The 15,954-nt window shown below is 75.1% G+C and carries 11 protein-coding genes and 3 tRNA genes; 13 read left to right on the top strand and 1 reads right to left on the bottom strand.

The window, feature by feature from the left end:
- The 5 genes from ACFVUH_RS37015 to ACFVUH_RS36995 all read left to right on the top strand — a co-directional run.
- The coding region (locus tag ACFVUH_RS37015) for a LytR C-terminal domain-containing protein (protein WP_387918010.1) at positions 1–1,388 on the top strand (1,388 nt) is incomplete at its 5' end.
- A gap of 130 nt (positions 1,389–1,518) precedes the next feature.
- The gene (rsfS, locus tag ACFVUH_RS37010) at positions 1,519–1,989 is read left to right on the top strand and encodes a ribosome silencing factor (protein ID WP_355372238.1); all 471 of its coding nucleotides are present in this window, start codon (positions 1,519–1,521) and stop codon (positions 1,987–1,989) included.
- Entirely contained in the window at positions 1,986–2,633 is a 648-nt protein-coding gene (locus ACFVUH_RS37005; RefSeq protein ID WP_387918011.1) for a histidine phosphatase family protein, read from the top strand. The genes rsfS and ACFVUH_RS37005 overlap by 4 nt, the downstream gene beginning before the upstream one ends.
- Before the next feature lie 133 nt (positions 2,634–2,766).
- Positions 2,767–2,839, top strand: a tRNA-Ala gene (locus tag ACFVUH_RS37000).
- A gap of 37 nt (positions 2,840–2,876) precedes the next feature.
- Positions 2,877–2,949, top strand: a tRNA-Ala gene (locus ACFVUH_RS36995).
- Positions 2,950–3,026: 77 nt separating this feature from the next.
- On the opposite strand, the gene ACFVUH_RS36990 is transcribed toward ACFVUH_RS36995, so the two are convergent.
- A complete protein-coding gene (locus tag ACFVUH_RS36990; protein ID WP_387918008.1) occupies positions 3,027–4,016 on the bottom strand; it encodes a helix-turn-helix transcriptional regulator in 990 nt (329 codons plus the stop codon).
- A 102-nt stretch (positions 4,017–4,118) separates the two neighbouring features.
- Between ACFVUH_RS36990 and ACFVUH_RS36985 the strand changes: the two genes are divergently transcribed.
- The 8 genes from ACFVUH_RS36985 to ACFVUH_RS36950 form a co-directional block, all read left to right on the top strand.
- Positions 4,119–5,657 carry an MFS transporter gene (locus ACFVUH_RS36985; RefSeq protein WP_387918007.1) on the top strand — a complete coding sequence of 513 codons (1,539 nt, stop codon included), beginning with the start codon at positions 4,119–4,121 and terminating at the stop codon, positions 5,655–5,657.
- A 105-nt stretch (positions 5,658–5,762) separates the two neighbouring features.
- Positions 5,763–5,835, top strand: a tRNA-Ala gene (locus tag ACFVUH_RS36980).
- Between the two features lie 105 nt (positions 5,836–5,940).
- Positions 5,941–7,368: a hypothetical protein gene (locus ACFVUH_RS36975; RefSeq protein WP_387918005.1), complete on the top strand. Its 1,428-nt coding sequence runs from the start codon at positions 5,941–5,943 to the stop codon at positions 7,366–7,368.
- A gap of 305 nt (positions 7,369–7,673) precedes the next feature.
- Complete coding sequence (gene leuS, locus ACFVUH_RS36970; protein ID WP_387918004.1) at positions 7,674–10,610, top strand: leucine--tRNA ligase; 2,937 nt, start codon at positions 7,674–7,676, stop codon at positions 10,608–10,610.
- 282 nt (positions 10,611–10,892) lie between these two features.
- Positions 10,893–11,684 (top strand): hypothetical protein, encoded by a 792-nt coding sequence (locus ACFVUH_RS36965; RefSeq protein WP_387918003.1) that lies wholly within the window; start codon positions 10,893–10,895, stop codon positions 11,682–11,684.
- A 72-nt stretch (positions 11,685–11,756) separates the two neighbouring features.
- The gene (locus tag ACFVUH_RS36960) at positions 11,757–12,602 is read left to right on the top strand and encodes a DegV family protein (RefSeq protein WP_387918001.1); all 846 of its coding nucleotides are present in this window, start codon (positions 11,757–11,759) and stop codon (positions 12,600–12,602) included.
- Between the two features lie 134 nt (positions 12,603–12,736).
- Positions 12,737–13,681, top strand: coding sequence for a helix-hairpin-helix domain-containing protein (locus tag ACFVUH_RS36955; protein WP_387917999.1), 945 nt, complete (start codon positions 12,737–12,739; stop codon positions 13,679–13,681).
- 156 nt (positions 13,682–13,837) lie between these two features.
- Positions 13,838–15,954, top strand: a 2,117-nt coding sequence (locus ACFVUH_RS36950; protein WP_387917997.1) for a ComEC/Rec2 family competence protein, incomplete at its 3' end; no start/stop codon positions are given.

Raw genomic sequence — 15,954 nt, 5'->3', positions numbered from 1 at the left:
CCGTGGCGCCGCCGCGCCCCCCGGTGCCGCGCCCGGCCGCCGCAGAGCCGGCCGCCCCCGCCCGGCCCGCGGCGCCGTCCGAGCAGGTCGGCGGTGCCCGTCCGGCCCGGGCCAGGACCGCCGCCGGCGGCGCCGAGGACGGCTACCCCACGGACGAGTTCACCTTCGTCGACGACGAGGCGGAGAAGTCCGAGGACGTCATCGACTGGCTGAAGTTCGCCGAGTCCCGCAGCGAGGTGCGCGCCGAGCGCCGCCGGAAGCTGCGCACCCGGCTGATCGGCGCCGGCGTGGTCCTCGCGCTCGCCGCGGCCGGTACCGGCGGCTACCTCTGGTTGACCGGCGGCGACGGGAAGAGCGCGGCCGGCGCCGCCGGACCGCGCCAGGTCAACGTCGTCCACCTGCGCGACCTCCAGGGCAAGGTCTCCAGCGCGCTGCTGGTCAACGACGCCTCCGGCCGCAAGGGCACCGTCCTGCTGCTGCCGGACACGCTGCGGCTGCCCGGCCCCGGCGACCCGCCGGTCACCACGATCGGCCAGGCCATGGACACCCTCGGCGCCTCCGGCACCCGCGACGGCCTGACCACCGTGCTCGGCGCCCCGGTCGCCGGCACCTGGCGGCTCGACACCCCGTACCTGGAACTGCTGGTCGCCCAGCTCGGCGGCGTCCGGGTGGACACCAACGCCGAGGTCCACGACGGGGGCAAGCCGGACGGCAAGGTGCTCGCCGCCGCGGGCAAGAACACCCTGCTGAGCGGGAAGGCGGCGGTGGCCTACGCCACCCTGCAGAACGGCGGCGAGAACCGCGACGCGCAGCTCGCCCGGTTCGGCCAGGTGATGGACGCGGTGGTGCGCACCATGCCGGTCGAGTTCAAGGAGGCCAAGGACGACGTGCACCGGATGAACGCGGTGCTCGACCCCTCGCTGCCCGAGGACGCGCTCGCCGGGGTGCTCGCACAGATGGCGCAGCTCGCCAAGGACGGCCGGTTCGGCACCAGCGCGCTGACCGTCAAGCCGGACGGCTCACTCGACGAGGCCACCGCCGGCCAGCAGGTCAAGGAGGTGCTCGGCGGCACCGTCAAGGCCGCGACCAGCGGTGACGCGCCGGCCCGGGTCTCCCTCCTGGACGCCACCGGCAACGACCAGGCGGCCGCCGCCGCCCAGGTCCAGGTGGTCAACGCGGGCCTGACCTTCGTGCCCGGCGGCGCCAAGGGCACCCCGCAGCCGGCCAGTGAGATCCGCTACACCGACGACGCCCGGCAGGCCGCCGCGAAGTCGCTGGCGACCAGCCTCAATCTGCCGGAGACGGCGGTGAAGAAGGTCACCGACGCGCAGAACGCCGACCTGGTCGTCGTCCTCGGCAAGGACTACGCGCCGCCGAAGGCCCAGTAGCCCGGCCGCGGACGGCGGGCGGCCCCGGAAAAACGGTTCCGGGGCCGCCCGGACGGCGTGAGATCCTGGAAGGCGATCCCCGGCGCGCCGCGCCCGGGGCGCCCCCAAGCCGCCGAGCCGGAAGAACACCGTGACCGCCACTGAGCACAGCCAGGAACTCATCAACGTCGCCGCCCAGGCGGCGGCCGACAAGCTGGCCCACAACATCGTCGCGTTCGACGTCAGCGAGGTGCTGTCGATCACCGACGCCTTCCTGATCGCCTCCGCGAGCAACGACCGCCAGGTCCGCTCGATCGCCGAGGAGATCGAGGACCAGCTGCGCGAGAAGCTGGACATCAAGCCGGTGCGCCGGGAGGGCGAGCGCGAGGGCCGCTGGATCCTGCTCGACTACCTCGACATCGTCGTGCACGTCCAGCACTCCGAGGAGCGCTCCTTCTACTCGCTGGACCGCCTCTGGAAGGACTGCCCCGAGCTGGCGCTGCCGGAGGACGCCATCGCCTCCCGCAACCGCCCCGACGCCCACACCGACGCGGCCGGCAACGCCGTCGCCCCGGCCGAGGTCGCCCCGGCGGACGACTTCGGCGCCGAGGACTACAGCTGAGCCGGGACGCGCGGGGTCCGCGCATCGTCTTCTGGCGGCACGGCCAGACCTCCTGGAACCTCGAATCCCGCTTCCAGGGCACCACGGACATCGAACTGACCGGGCAGGGCGTGCTGCAGGCCCAGCGGGCCGCCCGGCTGCTCTCCGGCCTGCGTCCGGACCTGCTGATCTCCTCCGACCTCCAGCGGGCCCGGCGCACCGCCGAGGAGCTGGCCGCGGTCACCGGCCTGGACGTCGAGCACCACGAGGGCCTGCGCGAGACCTACGCGGGCTCCTGGCAGGGGCTGACCAACGCGGAGATCCGTGAGCGCCACCCCGAGGAGTACGCGGCGTGGACCCGCGGCGAGCCGGTCCGGCGCGGCGGCGGTGAGCTCGCGACCGAGGTCGCCGACCGTTCCGTGCCGGTGGTGCTCGACGCGGCAGGCAAGCTGCCCGACGGCGGCACGCTGGTCGTGGTCAGCCACGGCGGCACCATCCGCACCATGCTCGGGCGGATGCTCGGCCTGGAGCCGGCGCTGTGGGAGTGCTTCGGCGGACTGTCGAACTGCTGCTGGTCCGTGCTGGGCCGCGGCGCGCGGGGCTGGCGGCTGCTGGAGCACAACGCGGGCACCCTGCCCCAGCCCGTCATCGGCGACGACACCTGAGGTCCCCCGGGTGAGGGTGCGGAGGGGGCCCCGGGGAGCGGATTTCGCAGTTCCGGGCCTTTGCGGTTAGAGTCTTCCTCGTTCGCACGGAGGGAAAGCGGCCCGGAAGGGAAGCGGGAAATCCGGCGAGTGAGGGGCTGTAGCTCAGTTGGTAGAGCGCTTGCATGGCATGCAAGAGGTCCGGGGTTCAATTCCCCGTAGCTCCACTCCGCACCCGGGGTCCGCGAGGACCACGTGTGTCGCGGGGCTGTAGCTCAGTTGGTAGAGCGCTTGCATGGCATGCAAGAGGTCCGGGGTTCAATTCCCCGTAGCTCCACAGACTACGGAAGGCCGTCATCCGATGGGTGGCGGCCTTCCGGCGTTCCCGCCGCTCCCCGTGCGGCGGGCGGGGGCTCACCCGGTGGGCCCGGTACGGGCGTGGTCGCAGGGGGCGGTCCAGCCGCCCGGCCCCAGCGCCGCCAGCCGCTCCACCCGCGCACGGTCCTCCGGCCCGTCCGGGGTGTAGACGGCGACGTACGCCTCCGGGATCCCCGGGATCGTCAGGTACGTCGCGTTCAGCCGCAGCACGCCCACCCGCGGGTGCCGGAACACCTTCAGCGACGTCCGCCGCGAGGACACCTCCTGCCGGGCCCACAGCTCCCGGAACTCCTCGCTCGCCTCCAGCAGCGAGCGCACGAACTCCTCCCACGCCGGCTCGCCGACGTGCCGCCCGTACGCGCCGCGCAGCACCGCGACCATCGTCGGCAGCTGCTCGGCCCGGTTCAGGAACGGGTTGCAGCACTCCGGGCTGGTCACCGTGCACCAGAGGCTGTTGAACCAGCCGTCGGCCGTCCGCACCCGGCTCGCGGCGAACAGCGCCTCGTAGGTGGAGTTCCACCCCAGCACGTCGTACCGGCTGTTGGAGACCGCGGCCGGCAGCGGCACCAGCGCGTCCAGGATCAGCTGGGTCGACGGGTCCAGCACCGGATCCGGGAACGCCGTGGGCCGCACCGCCACCCCGGCCAGCCGGAACAGGTGCGCGCGCTCGGCGGCGTCCAGCAGCAGCACCCGGGCCACCGCCGTGAGCACCTGCGCGCTGGCGTTGATCCGGCGCCCCTGCTCCAGCCACGTGTACCAGGTGACCCCGACCCCGGCGAGCTGCGCCACCTCCTCGCGGCGCAGGCCCGGGGTGCGGCGGCGCAGCCCGGGCGGCAGGCCGACGTCCTCGGGGGAGACCCGGGCGCGGCGGGCGCGCAGGAAGTCGGCCAGCTCGGTGCGCCGGCGGTCGCGCCGGTCGGCGGGGGCCTCGCCGACGGCGGGCTCGACGGCAGCGGGTTCGACGGCGACGGGGGGCTTCTCGGCGACGGGGGACTTGACGGTGCCGGGGGTGTCCACGACGGTCATACCCGCCATCGTGCCGCAGCCGCGCGGGCCGAAACAGGTGCTGTCAGTACCAGGATCCGCAGGCACTAACCACTGGTACCGGGCCGCCGTGAGGCTCGACGCATGACCGATCTCCAGACCCGGCGCCGAGCGGCCGGGGCGGCCACGGCGGCCGGTGCCCCCGCGGCCCGGCCCGGTACGGCGTCCGGCAGCCGGCCCGGACCGCTCCTCGCTCTCGTGCTCGGCGGCCAGTTCATGGCCGTCCTCGACGCCGCCATCGTCAACGTCGCGGTGCCGACCATCCGCACCGACCTGCACGCCTCCGGCGCCGCCCTGCAGCTCGTGGTGGCCGGCTACACCGTCGCCTACGCCGTCCTGCTGATCACCGGCGCCCGGCTCGGCGCCCGCTACGGCTACAGCCGGCTCTTCCAGAGCGGCCTGGCCGCCTTCACCGCCGCCTCGCTGGCCTGCGGGCTGGCCCCCGGCACCGGCTGGCTGATCGCCGCCCGGCTGCTCCAGGGCGCCGGAGCGGCCCTGATGGTCCCCCAGGTGATGAGCCTCATCCAGCGGACCTTCACCGGCCAGGCCCGCGTCCGCGCCCTGGGCCTGTACTCGGCCGTCCTCGCCGGCGGCATCGCGGCCGGTCAGGTGCTCGGCGGGGTGCTCGTCAGCGCCGACCTGTTCGGCTCCGGCTGGCGCCCGGTCTTCCTGGTCAACCTGCCGATCGGCGTGCTGCTGCTGGCGGCCGGCGCCCGGCTGTTGCCGAAGCTGCCCGGGGACCGCGACCGCGGCTTCGACGTGCCCGGCCTGCTGGTGCTCGCCGCCGCCATCGGGCTGCTCGTCGTCCCGCTGGTGCTCGGCCACGAACTCGGTTGGCCCCGCTGGGGCTGGGCGATGCTCGGCGCGAGCGCGCTGCTGTTCGCCCTGTTCGCGGTCGTCGAGCGGCGGATCGCGCGGCGCGGCGGGCAGCCGCTGATCAGCGGGCGGGTCCTCGGCGCGGCCGGACTGCTGCCCGCCGTCGGCGCGGTGTTCATGATCCTGCTGGCCTTCGCCGGCTTCATGTTCTCCTTCGCCCTGCACCAGCAGTCCGGGCTCGGGTACAGCGCCCTGCGCGCCGGGCTCGACTCCGCCCCGATCGCCGCCGGCTTCGGCGTCGCCGGCCTGTACTGGCAGCGGCTGCCCGGGCGTCTGCACGGCGTCCTGCCGACGCTCGGCGCCGGCCTGCTCGCCGTCGGCTACGTGCTGTTCGGCGTCCTGCTGGGCGACGGCTCCGCGGTCGGTGCGGCGGCGCTGGCGCTCTCCGCCGTCCTCGGGCTGCTCGGCGGCTGCGCCTACGCGCCGCTGGTCACCCGGGCGCTCGCCCGGGTCGCCCCCGCCGACGCGGCGGACGGCAGCGGGGTCGTGGTCACCGCGGTCCAGCTCGGCCAGGTCATCGGCATCGCGCTGGTCGGCTCGGTGTTCCTCGGCGCGGTCGACCCGCCGGCGTCCGCCGCCGACTCCGGGCACGCGCTGCTGCTCGCCACGGCCACCGTCGGCGGGGCCGTCGCACTGGCCACCGGCTTCGCCGCCCGGGTGGCTGTCCGGGGCGCCGCCCGGGGTGCGGTCACCGGCCGCGCCGGGGCCGTCGCGGAGGTCCGGGAGGAGCGGTCGGCGGGCGGGTAGGGGGCCCTCGCGGGAACGGATTCGTGGAGCACCCCCCGGACCGTGTAAAGTAGTCGATGTCGCCGAGGGAAACGGAACGAAACCCCCGGTGACATCGCAGGTCAAGGGGCTGTAGCTCAGTTGGTAGAGCGCTTGCATGGCATGCAAGAGGTCCGGGGTTCAATTCCCCGTAGCTCCACAGGAAACGAAGGCCGCCTCCCGCTACGGGAGGCGGCCTTCGGCGTTCGCGGCTTTTCCACGACCTCCCGGCACGGGCCCCCGGCGGACCGCTACCGTCGGATCCATGGCCGATCTGGAGCGCAGACGCAACGAGGAACTCGCCCGGATTCTCCACCAGCTCGGCTGGAGCCCGGAGCGGCTCGCCCGCGAGGTCAACCTCACCGTCCCGGCCCGGCTCGCGATCAGCTCCACCGCCCCCTACAAGTGGCGCGACCGCGGCATGGTCCCGCGCAGCCCCCACGACCAGGCCGTCTGCGAGGTGCTCGCCCGCACCCTCGGCATCGCCGTCACCTACGAGCAGCTCTGGGGCCCGATGGGCGGCCACCGCGGCGCCAAGATCCTCTCCCCGCGCCTGCTCACCGACCCGTGGACCGCCGACACCGCGCAGACCGCCCTGCGCGAGACCGCCGCCGACGCCGGCCCCGTACGTCTCACCGACCTCTTCCGCGGCGCCGACGTCGCCGAGGCCGCCCGCCGGCTGGTCACCCCGCCGCCCGCCCTCTCCGGCGACGGCGCGCTGCGCGTCGACCCGGCACTGATCGGCGAACTCGCCGCCACCCACCGCAGCAAAGTGCGGCTGGAACGGTCCTGCGGCGGCGGACTCGTCCTCGGCCCCGTCCGCGCCGAACTGGCCATGGTCGCCAAGCTGCTGGAGCTCGGCGGGTACGACGAACCGCTCGGCCGGGCGCTGTACGGCGCGGCGGGCCGCCTTGCCCGGCTCGCCGCCTGGGCCGCCTTCGACCTCGGCCACGACGCCACCGCGCAGCGGGCGTTCGCCGCCGCGCTGCGCGCCGCCCACCTGAGCGGCGGGCGCCGGGACGGGGTGGCGGTGCTCGGCGGCCTGGTGGTGCTGGCCACCTGGAGCGCGGGCGGGCGCGGGCTCGACGTGGTCACGGCGCTCGCGCAGGCGGTGGCGGCGGCCGGGGACGGGCTCGGCCCGGCCGACCGGGCGCTGCAGCTCGGCCGGATCGCCCGCGCCCACGGGCGGCGCGGCGACGCGGCCGGGCTCGCCGAGACGGCGGGGCGGGCGTTCGCGGAGCTGGACGGGGCCCCGGGCGGCGCCGGGGGCGAGGAGCGGGCGGACCTCGCGGGGATGGTGGGGGAGGGGTACCTGTTCCTGGGCGAGCACGGGCGGGCGCAGGCGCTGCTGGCCGAGGCGGTGGGCGGTCTGGGGCCGGGCCGGGCGCGGGTGCGGGCGCTGCTGATGGTCCGGCTGGCCGACTCGCAACGGCTGGCGGGCGACACCGTCGAGGCGGCGCGCACCGCGGACCGGGCGCGGGCACTGGCGGCGGGGATGCAGTCGGAGCGGGTGGCGCGGGCGCTGCGGGGGATCGACGCGGCGTTCCGGTCGGCGGGGGGCGGCGTGGCGGGCGCGGGCGCGGGGGCGGGTGCGACGGGTGCGGGTTCGGTCGGTGGGGGTCCGGTGGGCGGGGAGGGGGCGGGCTCGGCGGGTGCATCGCGTGCGGGCGTGGGCACGTCGGAGGGGTCGTAGCGCCGGGTGGCGGGGCGCGGGGCGGAAGGCGCGTCGGCGATATCCCCGGGAGGCGGCCGACCCCCTTGCGGTACCCTGAGCCCATGCGAACCGCGCGCCTGCTCCTTAGTCGGCCGCGCTGACCAGGACCGGCCACGCCCGAGGGCGGAGCCGGAGTCGGCGTGGCACCCCCTCCTGCGAGGGGCTTTTTTGTTTTCCGCCCGGGCCCGCCGCCCGGCGTCCGTCCGGGCCACGCCCGGGCACCCGCCCCGCCGCCGGCCCTGTACGCCGGTTCGCCAACTGACATCGATGGAGCTTGAAGGACCATGAGCGAGACGACCCCTGCGTCCGGTGCGGCCGACACCGCGACCGCGCCGTTCCGGTACAGCGCCGCCCTGGCGGCGGAGATCGAGTCCCGCTGGCAGGACATCTGGGAGAAGGAGGGGACGTTCCACGCCCCCAACCCGGCCGGCGACCTGGTCGACCCGGCCGGCGCCGACGTCGCCGCGAAGCCGCACAGCTTCATCATGGACATGTTCCCGTACCCGTCGGGCGCCGGCCTGCACGTCGGCCACCCGCTGGGCTACATCGCCACCGACGTCTTCGCCCGCTACCAGCGGATGAACGGCTACAACGTCCTGCACACCCTGGGCTACGACTCCTTCGGCCTGCCCGCCGAGCAGTACGCCGTGCAGACCGGCACCCACCCGCGGGTCTCCACCGAGGCCAACATCGCCAACATGCGCCAGCAGCTGCGCCGGCTGGGCCTGGGCCACGACCCGCGCCGCTCGATCGCCACGATCGACCCCGAGTACTACCGCTGGACGCAGTGGATCTTCCTGCAGATCTTCGACTCCTGGTACGACGAGCAGGCCGCCAAGGCCCGCCCGATCGCCGAGCTGGTCGCCGAGTTCGAGAACGGCGGCCGTGAGGTCCCCGGCGGCCGTGCCTGGTCCGAGCTGAACGGCGCCGAGCGCGAGGACGTGCTGGGCGAGTACCGGCTGGCCTACGCCAAGGAGGTGCCGGTCAACTGGTGCCCCGGCCTGGGCACCGTGCTGTCCAATGAGGAGGTCACCGCCGACGGTCGCTCCGAGCGCGGCAACTTCCCCGTCTTCAAGTCCAACCTGCGCCAGTGGATGATGCGGATCACCGCCTACTCCGACCGGCTGATCTCCGACCTGGACCTGCTGGACTGGCCCGAGGCCATCAAGCTGCAGCAGCGCAACTGGATCGGCCGCTCCGAGGGCGCCCGCGTCGACTTCCGGGTCGGCGCCGTCGGTGACGGCAGCGTCGGTGACGGCAGCGTCGGCGGGGACCGGAAGATCACCGTCTTCACCACCCGCCCCGACACCCTGTTCGGCGCCACCTACATGGTCCTGGCCCCCGAGCACGAGCTGGTCGACACGATCGTGCCCGCCGCCTGGCCCGAGGGCACCCGCGAGGCGTGGACCGGTGGCGCCGCCACCCCCGCCGAGGCCGTCACCGCCTACCGCGCCGCCGCGGCCGCCAAGTCCGACGTCGAGCGACAGGTCGAGGCCAAGGTCAAGACCGGCGTCTTCACCGGCGCCTACGCCGTCAACCCGGTCAGCGGCGAGCCCGTCCCGGTCTTCATCGCCGACTACGTGCTGATGGGCTACGGCACCGGCGCCATCATGGCCGTCCCCGCCCACGACCACCGCGACTTCGCCTTCGCGCGCGCCTTCGACCTGCCGATGCGCTGCGTCGTCGAGCCCACCGACGGGCGCGGCGAGAACCCGGCCGACTGGGACGACGCGTTCGACACCTACGACTCCGTCATCGTCAACTCGGCCCACGACGAGGGCACCGCGGACGGCATCGCGCTGAACGGCCTGAGCGTCGTCGACGCCAAGGCCGCCGTCACCGCCTGGCTGACCGCGCGCGGCATCGGCGAAGGCACCGTCAACTACCGCCTGCGCGACTGGCTGTTCAGCCGCCAGCGGTACTGGGGCGAGCCCTTCCCGATCGTCTACGACGAGGACGGCGTCATGCACGCGCTGCCCGAGTCGATGCTGCCCGTCGAGGTCCCGCAGGTCGACGACTACTCGCCGCACACCTACGACCCGTACGACTCCACCTCCACGCCGAAGACCCCGCTGTCCCGCAACGAGGACTGGGTCAACGTCGAGCTGGACCTGGGCGACGGCCCGAAGACGTACCGTCGCGAGACCAACACCATGCCCAACTGGGCCGGCTCCTGCTGGTACGAGCTGCGCTACATCGACCCGTCCAACCGCGAGCAGGTCGTCGACCCGGCCAACGAGCGCTACTGGCTGGGCCCCACCGAGCAGAAGCCCGGCGGCGGCGCCGACCTGTACGTCGGCGGTGCCGAGCACGCCGTCCTGCACCTGCTGTACGCCCGCTTCTGGCACAAGGTGCTGCACGACCTGGGCCACGTCTCGTCCGTCGAGCCGTTCCACAAGCTGTTCAACCAGGGCATGATCACCGCCGACGTCTACCGCGACGAGCGCGGCTTCCCGGTGCCCGCCGCCGAGGTCGAGGAGCGCGACGGCCAGTACTTCTGGCAGGGCGAGCAGGTCAAGCGCGAGGCCGGCAAGATGGGCAAGTCCCTGAAGAACGCCGTCGCCCCGGACGAGATCGCCGACGAGTACGGCGCCGACACGCTGCGCCTGTACGAGATGTCGATGGGCCCGCTGGACGTCTCCCGCCCGTGGGACACCCGCGCCGTCGTCGGCTCCTACCGCTTCCTGCAGCGGCTGTGGCGCAACATCGTCGACGAGACGACCGGCGAGCTGGTGGTGACGGAGGAGGAGCCGGACGAGGCGACGCTGCGCGCCCTGCACAAGGCCGTCGACGGCATCCGCGGGGACATGGCCGGGCTGCGCTTCAACACGGCCGTCGCCAAGGCGATCGAGCTGAACAACTACCTGGTCAAGCGTGGATCCACGCCGCGGTCGGTGGCCGAGCAGGTGGTGCTGGCGGTCGCCCCGCTGGCCCCGCACATCGCGGAGGAGCTGTGGCGGCGGCTGGGCCACGGCGAGTCGCTGGCCTACACGGACTACCCGGTGGCCGACCCGGCGTACGTCGTCGACGAGACGGTGACCTGTGTGGTGCAGGTCAAGGGCAAGGTCAAGGCCCGGCTGGAGGTCGCGCCGTCGATCTCGGACGCCGAGCTGGAGGCGCTGGCGCTGGCCGACCCGGCGGTCGTCGCGGCGATCGGCGGGGCCGAGGTGCGCAAGGTGATCGCGCGGGCGCCGAAGCTGGTCAACATCGTCACCGGCTGAGGCCGCTGCCGGCGGCGGGGCGGGCGTTCCTTCGGGAGCGTCCGCCCCGCGGCGTTTTCGGGGGACGGGCGTGGGGGGCGCGGGCAGGGCTTGGGGCTTGGGGCGCGGGGCTTGGGGCTCGGGGTTCACCCCTAGTCGTCCCTGAATCCGCCCCTGAACTCCGGCCCGGCGGCCCTGATCGACCGCCCGCGGGGCGGCTGCCGGGGCTACGGTGGAACCCACGGTGGGTCGGCCCGCGTTGGGCCCGGTGGGGCCGGTTCGGCTGGCGGAAGGTGGCACGTGATGGAGATCCTCGGGGTGTTGCTCGTACTCTCCGTGCTGTTCGGGCTCGGGGTGGCGGTGCTCGTCGTCGTCGGGCTGGTCAAGGCCGCCCGGGCGGTCGGCGAGACGATGGAACGCCAGGAGGCCAAGGCCCGCCGGGCGGTCGAGAACGTCACGCTCAAGGCCAAGACCTACACCCAGACCGGCCCGCAGGGACAGATCTCCGCCGTCCGCCTGCGCCTGCGCACCTCGTTGGACGGCACCCGGCAGGTCCTGCAGGGCGCCGTCGCCCAGGACGGCCAGCTCGGCGAGTCGCTCGCGCTGCTGGCCCGGCTGGACGCCCATGCGGCGGAGCTGGACGGCGAGCTGCGGATGCTGGAGCGCGAGCCGGACGCCGGGCGTGTCGCGGCGAAGCTGCCGGAGCTGCGCGAGCGGGCCGAGCGGATCACGCGCTCGGCGGAGAGCATGCGCTGGGCGGCGCAGGACCGGCTGCACCGGTTCGCGGAGGACGAGCTGAGCCGGTTGAGTCAGGAGTGCGAGAACGAGGCGGGGGCGCTGCGGCACTGGGACACTGCTGCGGGTGCTGCGGGTGCTGCGGGTGCTGCGGGCGTCTCCGGTGCGGCGCGCGAGGCCGGTTCGGCCGGTGGGTCCGGTGCGGCCACTGGGACGGGGGCGACGGGCGGGGCCCGGCCCGGGCTCACCGACGGCCGCGGCGGCCGGCCCAGCGCCGAGGACCTGCTCGGTCTCGCCGACCCGGTGGCCAAGCTGGCGCAGCGGCTGCGCAAGCCGTCCGCCGGACCCTCGGCCGGTTGAGCCCGGCCGAGCCCGATCGAGCGGTGACCCGGATGCTGCCGTCCGGCCCGGGTGGGGAGTAACCTCCGCCTCATGCCCGCCGACCTCGCACTTGTCACCGACTCCACGGCCTACCTGCCCCAGCACGCCGTCGACCGGCACGGGATCACCGTGGTCCCGCTGAGCGTCGCGGTCGGCGACGAGGTGCGCGCGGAGGGCGTCGAGATCTCCCCGAAGGACGTCGCGGAGGCCCTGCGCGGCAAGCACCGGGTCACCACCTCCCGGCCCAGCCCGGAGTCCTTCGCCGCCGCCTACCGGTCGGCCGCCGAGGCCGGCGCGCGGGGCATCGTCTCGGTGCACATCTCCGGCGAGCTGTCCGGGACGGCGGAGGCCGCGCGGCTCGCGGCCGCCGAGGCGCCCGTCCCGGTGCGGGTGGTGGACAGCCGGCTGGTCGGGATGGCCCTCGGGTACGGGGTGCTGGCGGCGGCCGAGGCGATCGAGGCCGGCGCGGACCTCGACGGGACGGTGGCGGCCGTCGAGCGGCGCACGGCCGTGACCAGCGGGTTCTTCTACGTCGACACCCTGGAGTACCTGCGCAGGGGCGGCCGGATCGGCGCCGCGCGGGCGCTGCTCGGCTCGGCGCTCGCGGTCAAGCCGCTGCTGCACCTGGACGGGGGGCGGATCGAGCCCCTGGAGAAGGTCCGCACGGCGTCGCGGGCGATCGCCCGGCTGGAGGAGATCGCGGCCGAGCGGGCGGGGGAGGGGGAGGTCGACATCGCCGTCCACCACCTGGCGGCGGAGGACCGGGCCGAGCCGCTCGCCGCGCGCCTGCGGGAACGGGTACCGGGACTGCGCGACCTCTACGTGGGCGAGGTGGGGGCGGTGATCGGCGCGCACGTCGGACCGGGGCTGCTGGCGGTGGTGGTCTCACCCCGGTGACGGGCGACGGGCTGTCAACGCCTGACGCCCTTCCTCCCTCCTGAGGGTGAGCTTCTTTTTCCACAACCCCCGGGTTTTCCACAGGTATTCGGTAATCACCGCGCCCTGCTCGCGCGGTTCCTACCGTGCTCCGCATGACGAGCATGCGAATCGGCGCACGCAAGCGCCACGAGATCCAGCGGGTCAACGAGACCGCGAGCCTGCGCATGGCGGCCCTCCTGCCCGAGGCCGGGGATCCGCCGGACACCGAACCCCCGGTGTACGCGGCGCCGACCGACTCCGGTGCACGGCCGCCACTTGGTGCGCCGCCGCCCGGTGCGCCGCCGCCCGGCGGCCCCGGGCCCGACCGGGCCGCGCCCGAGGAGGCCGTGCCCTTGCCGGGGCCCGCGGCGAGTCCGTGGGCGGGCCATGCGCTGACGCTCGACCGGCGGGCGGTGGTCGGCCTCCTCGTCCTCCTGCTGCTCACCGTCGGCTACGGCGTGCAGCACTTCTGGCTGGCACGGCCGCAGCGGGTCGAGGTGCCGGCCATCGCCGTCGCCTCGGTGCCGTCCGCCGCCACCCCCGGGCCGGGCCCGCCCGAGGCCGTGGCCGGTGGCGCGGCGGGCGACGCGAACGCGAGCGACACCGGCGGCGCGGCGCCGGGCGCCGTCGTGGTGGTCGACATCGGAGGCCGGGTCGGCTCCCCGGGAGTGCACATCCTGCCCGGTGGCTCCCGGGTTGCGGACGCCCTGCGGGTGGCCGGTGGGCCGTTGCCCGGGACGGACACCAGGAACCTCAACCTGGCCCGCGTCCTGGCGGACGGCGAACAGATCCTCGTCGGCGAGCCGAGTCCTCAACCGGCCACCGGGGCGGGCCCGGGGCCGCCGTCTGCCGGTGCGTCGAAGCAGCCGGTCAGTCTCAACCACGCGACCCTCGAACAACTCGACACGCTCCCAGGCGTCGGCCCGACCCTCGCCCAGCGCATCCTCACCTTCCGTGCCTCCCACGGCGGCACGTTCCGCTCGCTCGACCAACTCCGGCAGGTGAGCGGGATCGGCGAGCGCACCTACACGGAACTCCGGCCGCTGCTCACCCTCTGACAGTCCGACAACCCCGCCCCCGTCCGCTGCCCCTGCCCGAGAGGAGGTGCCGTCATCGCCACCGCTGCTCCCACTCCCACTCCTGCTTCTGCCGTCCCCGCCCCACCTCGCCCGAACGACCTCCGGCTGCTGCTGCCCGCCGTTGCCGCCTGGGCCGTGACGGCCGCGGTCCTCGGCCTGGGCCCCGGGCACGTCGCCTCCCTCACGGTGGCGGCGGGCGTGACCGCGCTCCTCGGGCTGGTCCTCTTCGCCCGCCGGGCGGGTGCGGGCTCCGGCCCGCTCCGCCGCCGGTCCGCCACCGTGACCCTCGCCGCCGTGCTGCTCACCACTGCCGCCGCCACGGCGGCCACTCTCCTGCACACCGCCGACCTGCGCCGCGGGCCACTGCCCGAACTCGCGCACGCCACCGGCCCGGCACCCGAGGTCGGCGTCGACCTCACCCTCACCGGTGACCCGCGCGTGCGCGTCTCCCACGGCGCCGGCTCCGGTTCCGGCCAGGCACTGCTCACCGTGGACGCGGTGGTGGACCGCGTCGCCGTTCCCGACGGCGCCCTCCCCGGCAGGTCGGGCCCGCGTACCGTCCGCACCCGCACGCCGGTCACCGTCCTGGTCCGCGGCTCGGACACCGGCGCGTGGGAGCGGCTACTGCCCTCGACCCGCCTCGCCACCGAGGTGGCGGTCCGTCCGTCGGGCGAACGCGGGGGCGAGTCGGCGGCGCTGCTGATCGCACACGGCGAACCGCGAACGCTCGCGCCGCCGAGCCTGCCGCAGCGGATCGCCGGGCGGCTGCGCGCGGGGCTGCGGGCGGCCACCGACGGCCTGCAGTCGGACGAGCGCGGACTGCTGCCCGGCCTCGTCGTGGGGGACACCTCGCGGCTGCCGGACGACCTCTGGGAGGCGTTCCGGGACACCGACCTGGCCCACCTGGTCGCGGTCAGCGGGGCCAACCTCGCGATCGTGCTCGGCGTGCTGCTCGGCGCCCCGGGGCGGGCCGGCACCGCCGAACGGCGCGGACTGGCCGCCCTGCTCGGGATCCCGCTGCGCACCACGGCATTGCTCGGCGCCGCCGTCACCCTGGCCTTCGTGACGATCTGCCGCCCGGAGCCCAGCGTGCTCAGAGCGGCGGGGACGGGGCTGATCGGACTGCTGGCGCTGGCCACCGGCCGCCCGCGCCAGGCGGTGCCGGCGCTGGCGGGCACGGCCCTGCTGCTGGTCCTCCTCGACCCGTACCTGGCGCGCTCCTTCGGCTTCCTGCTGTCGGTGCTCGCCACGGCCGGCCTGCTGGTCCTCGGCCCGCGTTGGGCGGACGCCCTGCGGGCGCGGGGCTGGCCGCATCACCTCGCGGGCGCCGTCGGAGCGACAGCGGCGGCGCAGGCGCTCTGCGCGCCGGTGACGGTGGTGTTCTCCGGGCACGTCAGCCTCGTCGGGATCCCGTGCAACCTGCTGGCCGAGCTGGCGGTGGCCCCGGCGACCCTGCTGGGCTTCGCGGTCCTGGCGCTCGACCCGCTCTCGCCCTCGCTGGCCCGGCTGCTCGCCGAGCCCGCGGCGGTCCCGGCCGGCTGGCTGGCCGCGGTCGCCCGGCACGGGGCGGAGCTTCCGGGGGGTCGGCTGTCCTGGCCGGGTGGGTGGGTCGGCACGGTGAGCCTCGCCCTCGGCACGGCCGCGCTCTGCTGCGTGATGCCGTCGCTGCTGCCCCGGCGCGCCGCCGACGGAACCGGTGGGCGTCGACCGCGCGGGAGGCTCCGCCCGGTGGCGGTGGGCGTGCTGCTGCTCGTCCTGCTCGCCGTGTTGCTGCGGCCTCCGTCGCTGGCCCGGATCGCGACCGGCTGGCCGCCGCCGGGCTGGCGGCTGGTCATGTGCGACGTGGGGCAGGGCGACATGCTGGTGTTGCCGGTGGCACCGGAGAACGGTGACCCGCCCGACAGCGCGGTGGTGGTGGACGCCGGCCCGGATCCGCAGGACGCCGACCGCTGTCTGCGTGATCTGGGGATCAGCCGGGTGCCGCTCTTCCTGGCGACGCACTTCCACGCCGATCACGTCGAGGGGCTGCCGGGCGTGCTGCACGGGCGGCGGGTCGGGGTGGTGCAGGGGACGACGGTGAACGATCCACCGGGTGAGGCCGCCCGGGTTGCGCAGTGGGCGGCTCGGGCCGGGGTTGCGCTGATGCGGGCCAGCCCAGGCGAGCGCCGGTCGGCGGGGGCCGGGGTCTCGTGGGAGGTGCTGTGGCCGGACGGAGAGGAGTCGAAGGCCGTGTCGGGTGCGAACAACGCCAG

This window comes from Kitasatospora sp. NPDC058032, assembly GCF_042885845.1.
Lineage (GTDB): Bacteria > Actinomycetota > Actinomycetes > Streptomycetales > Streptomycetaceae > Kitasatospora.
The sequence above is the reverse complement of the archived record's forward strand: the minus strand, read 5'-3'. Positions and strand labels throughout refer to the sequence as shown.

Excerpts from the sequence above, each read along its gene's own strand:
- ACFVUH_RS36990 (WP_387918008.1), bottom strand. The coding sequence starts at position 4,016 with ATGACCGTCGTGGACACCCCCGGCACCGTCAAGTCCCCCGTCGCCGAG.
- ACFVUH_RS36985 (WP_387918007.1), top strand. The coding sequence starts at position 4,119 with ATGACCGATCTCCAGACCCGGCGCCGAGCGGCCGGGGCGGCCACGGCG.
- ACFVUH_RS36975 (WP_387918005.1), top strand. The coding sequence starts at position 5,941 with ATGGCCGATCTGGAGCGCAGACGCAACGAGGAACTCGCCCGGATTCTC.
- leuS (WP_387918004.1), top strand. The coding sequence starts at position 7,674 with ATGAGCGAGACGACCCCTGCGTCCGGTGCGGCCGACACCGCGACCGCG.
- ACFVUH_RS36965 (WP_387918003.1), top strand. The coding sequence starts at position 10,893 with ATGGAGATCCTCGGGGTGTTGCTCGTACTCTCCGTGCTGTTCGGGCTC.
- ACFVUH_RS36960 (WP_387918001.1), top strand. The coding sequence starts at position 11,757 with ATGCCCGCCGACCTCGCACTTGTCACCGACTCCACGGCCTACCTGCCC.
- ACFVUH_RS36955 (WP_387917999.1), top strand. The coding sequence starts at position 12,737 with ATGACGAGCATGCGAATCGGCGCACGCAAGCGCCACGAGATCCAGCGG.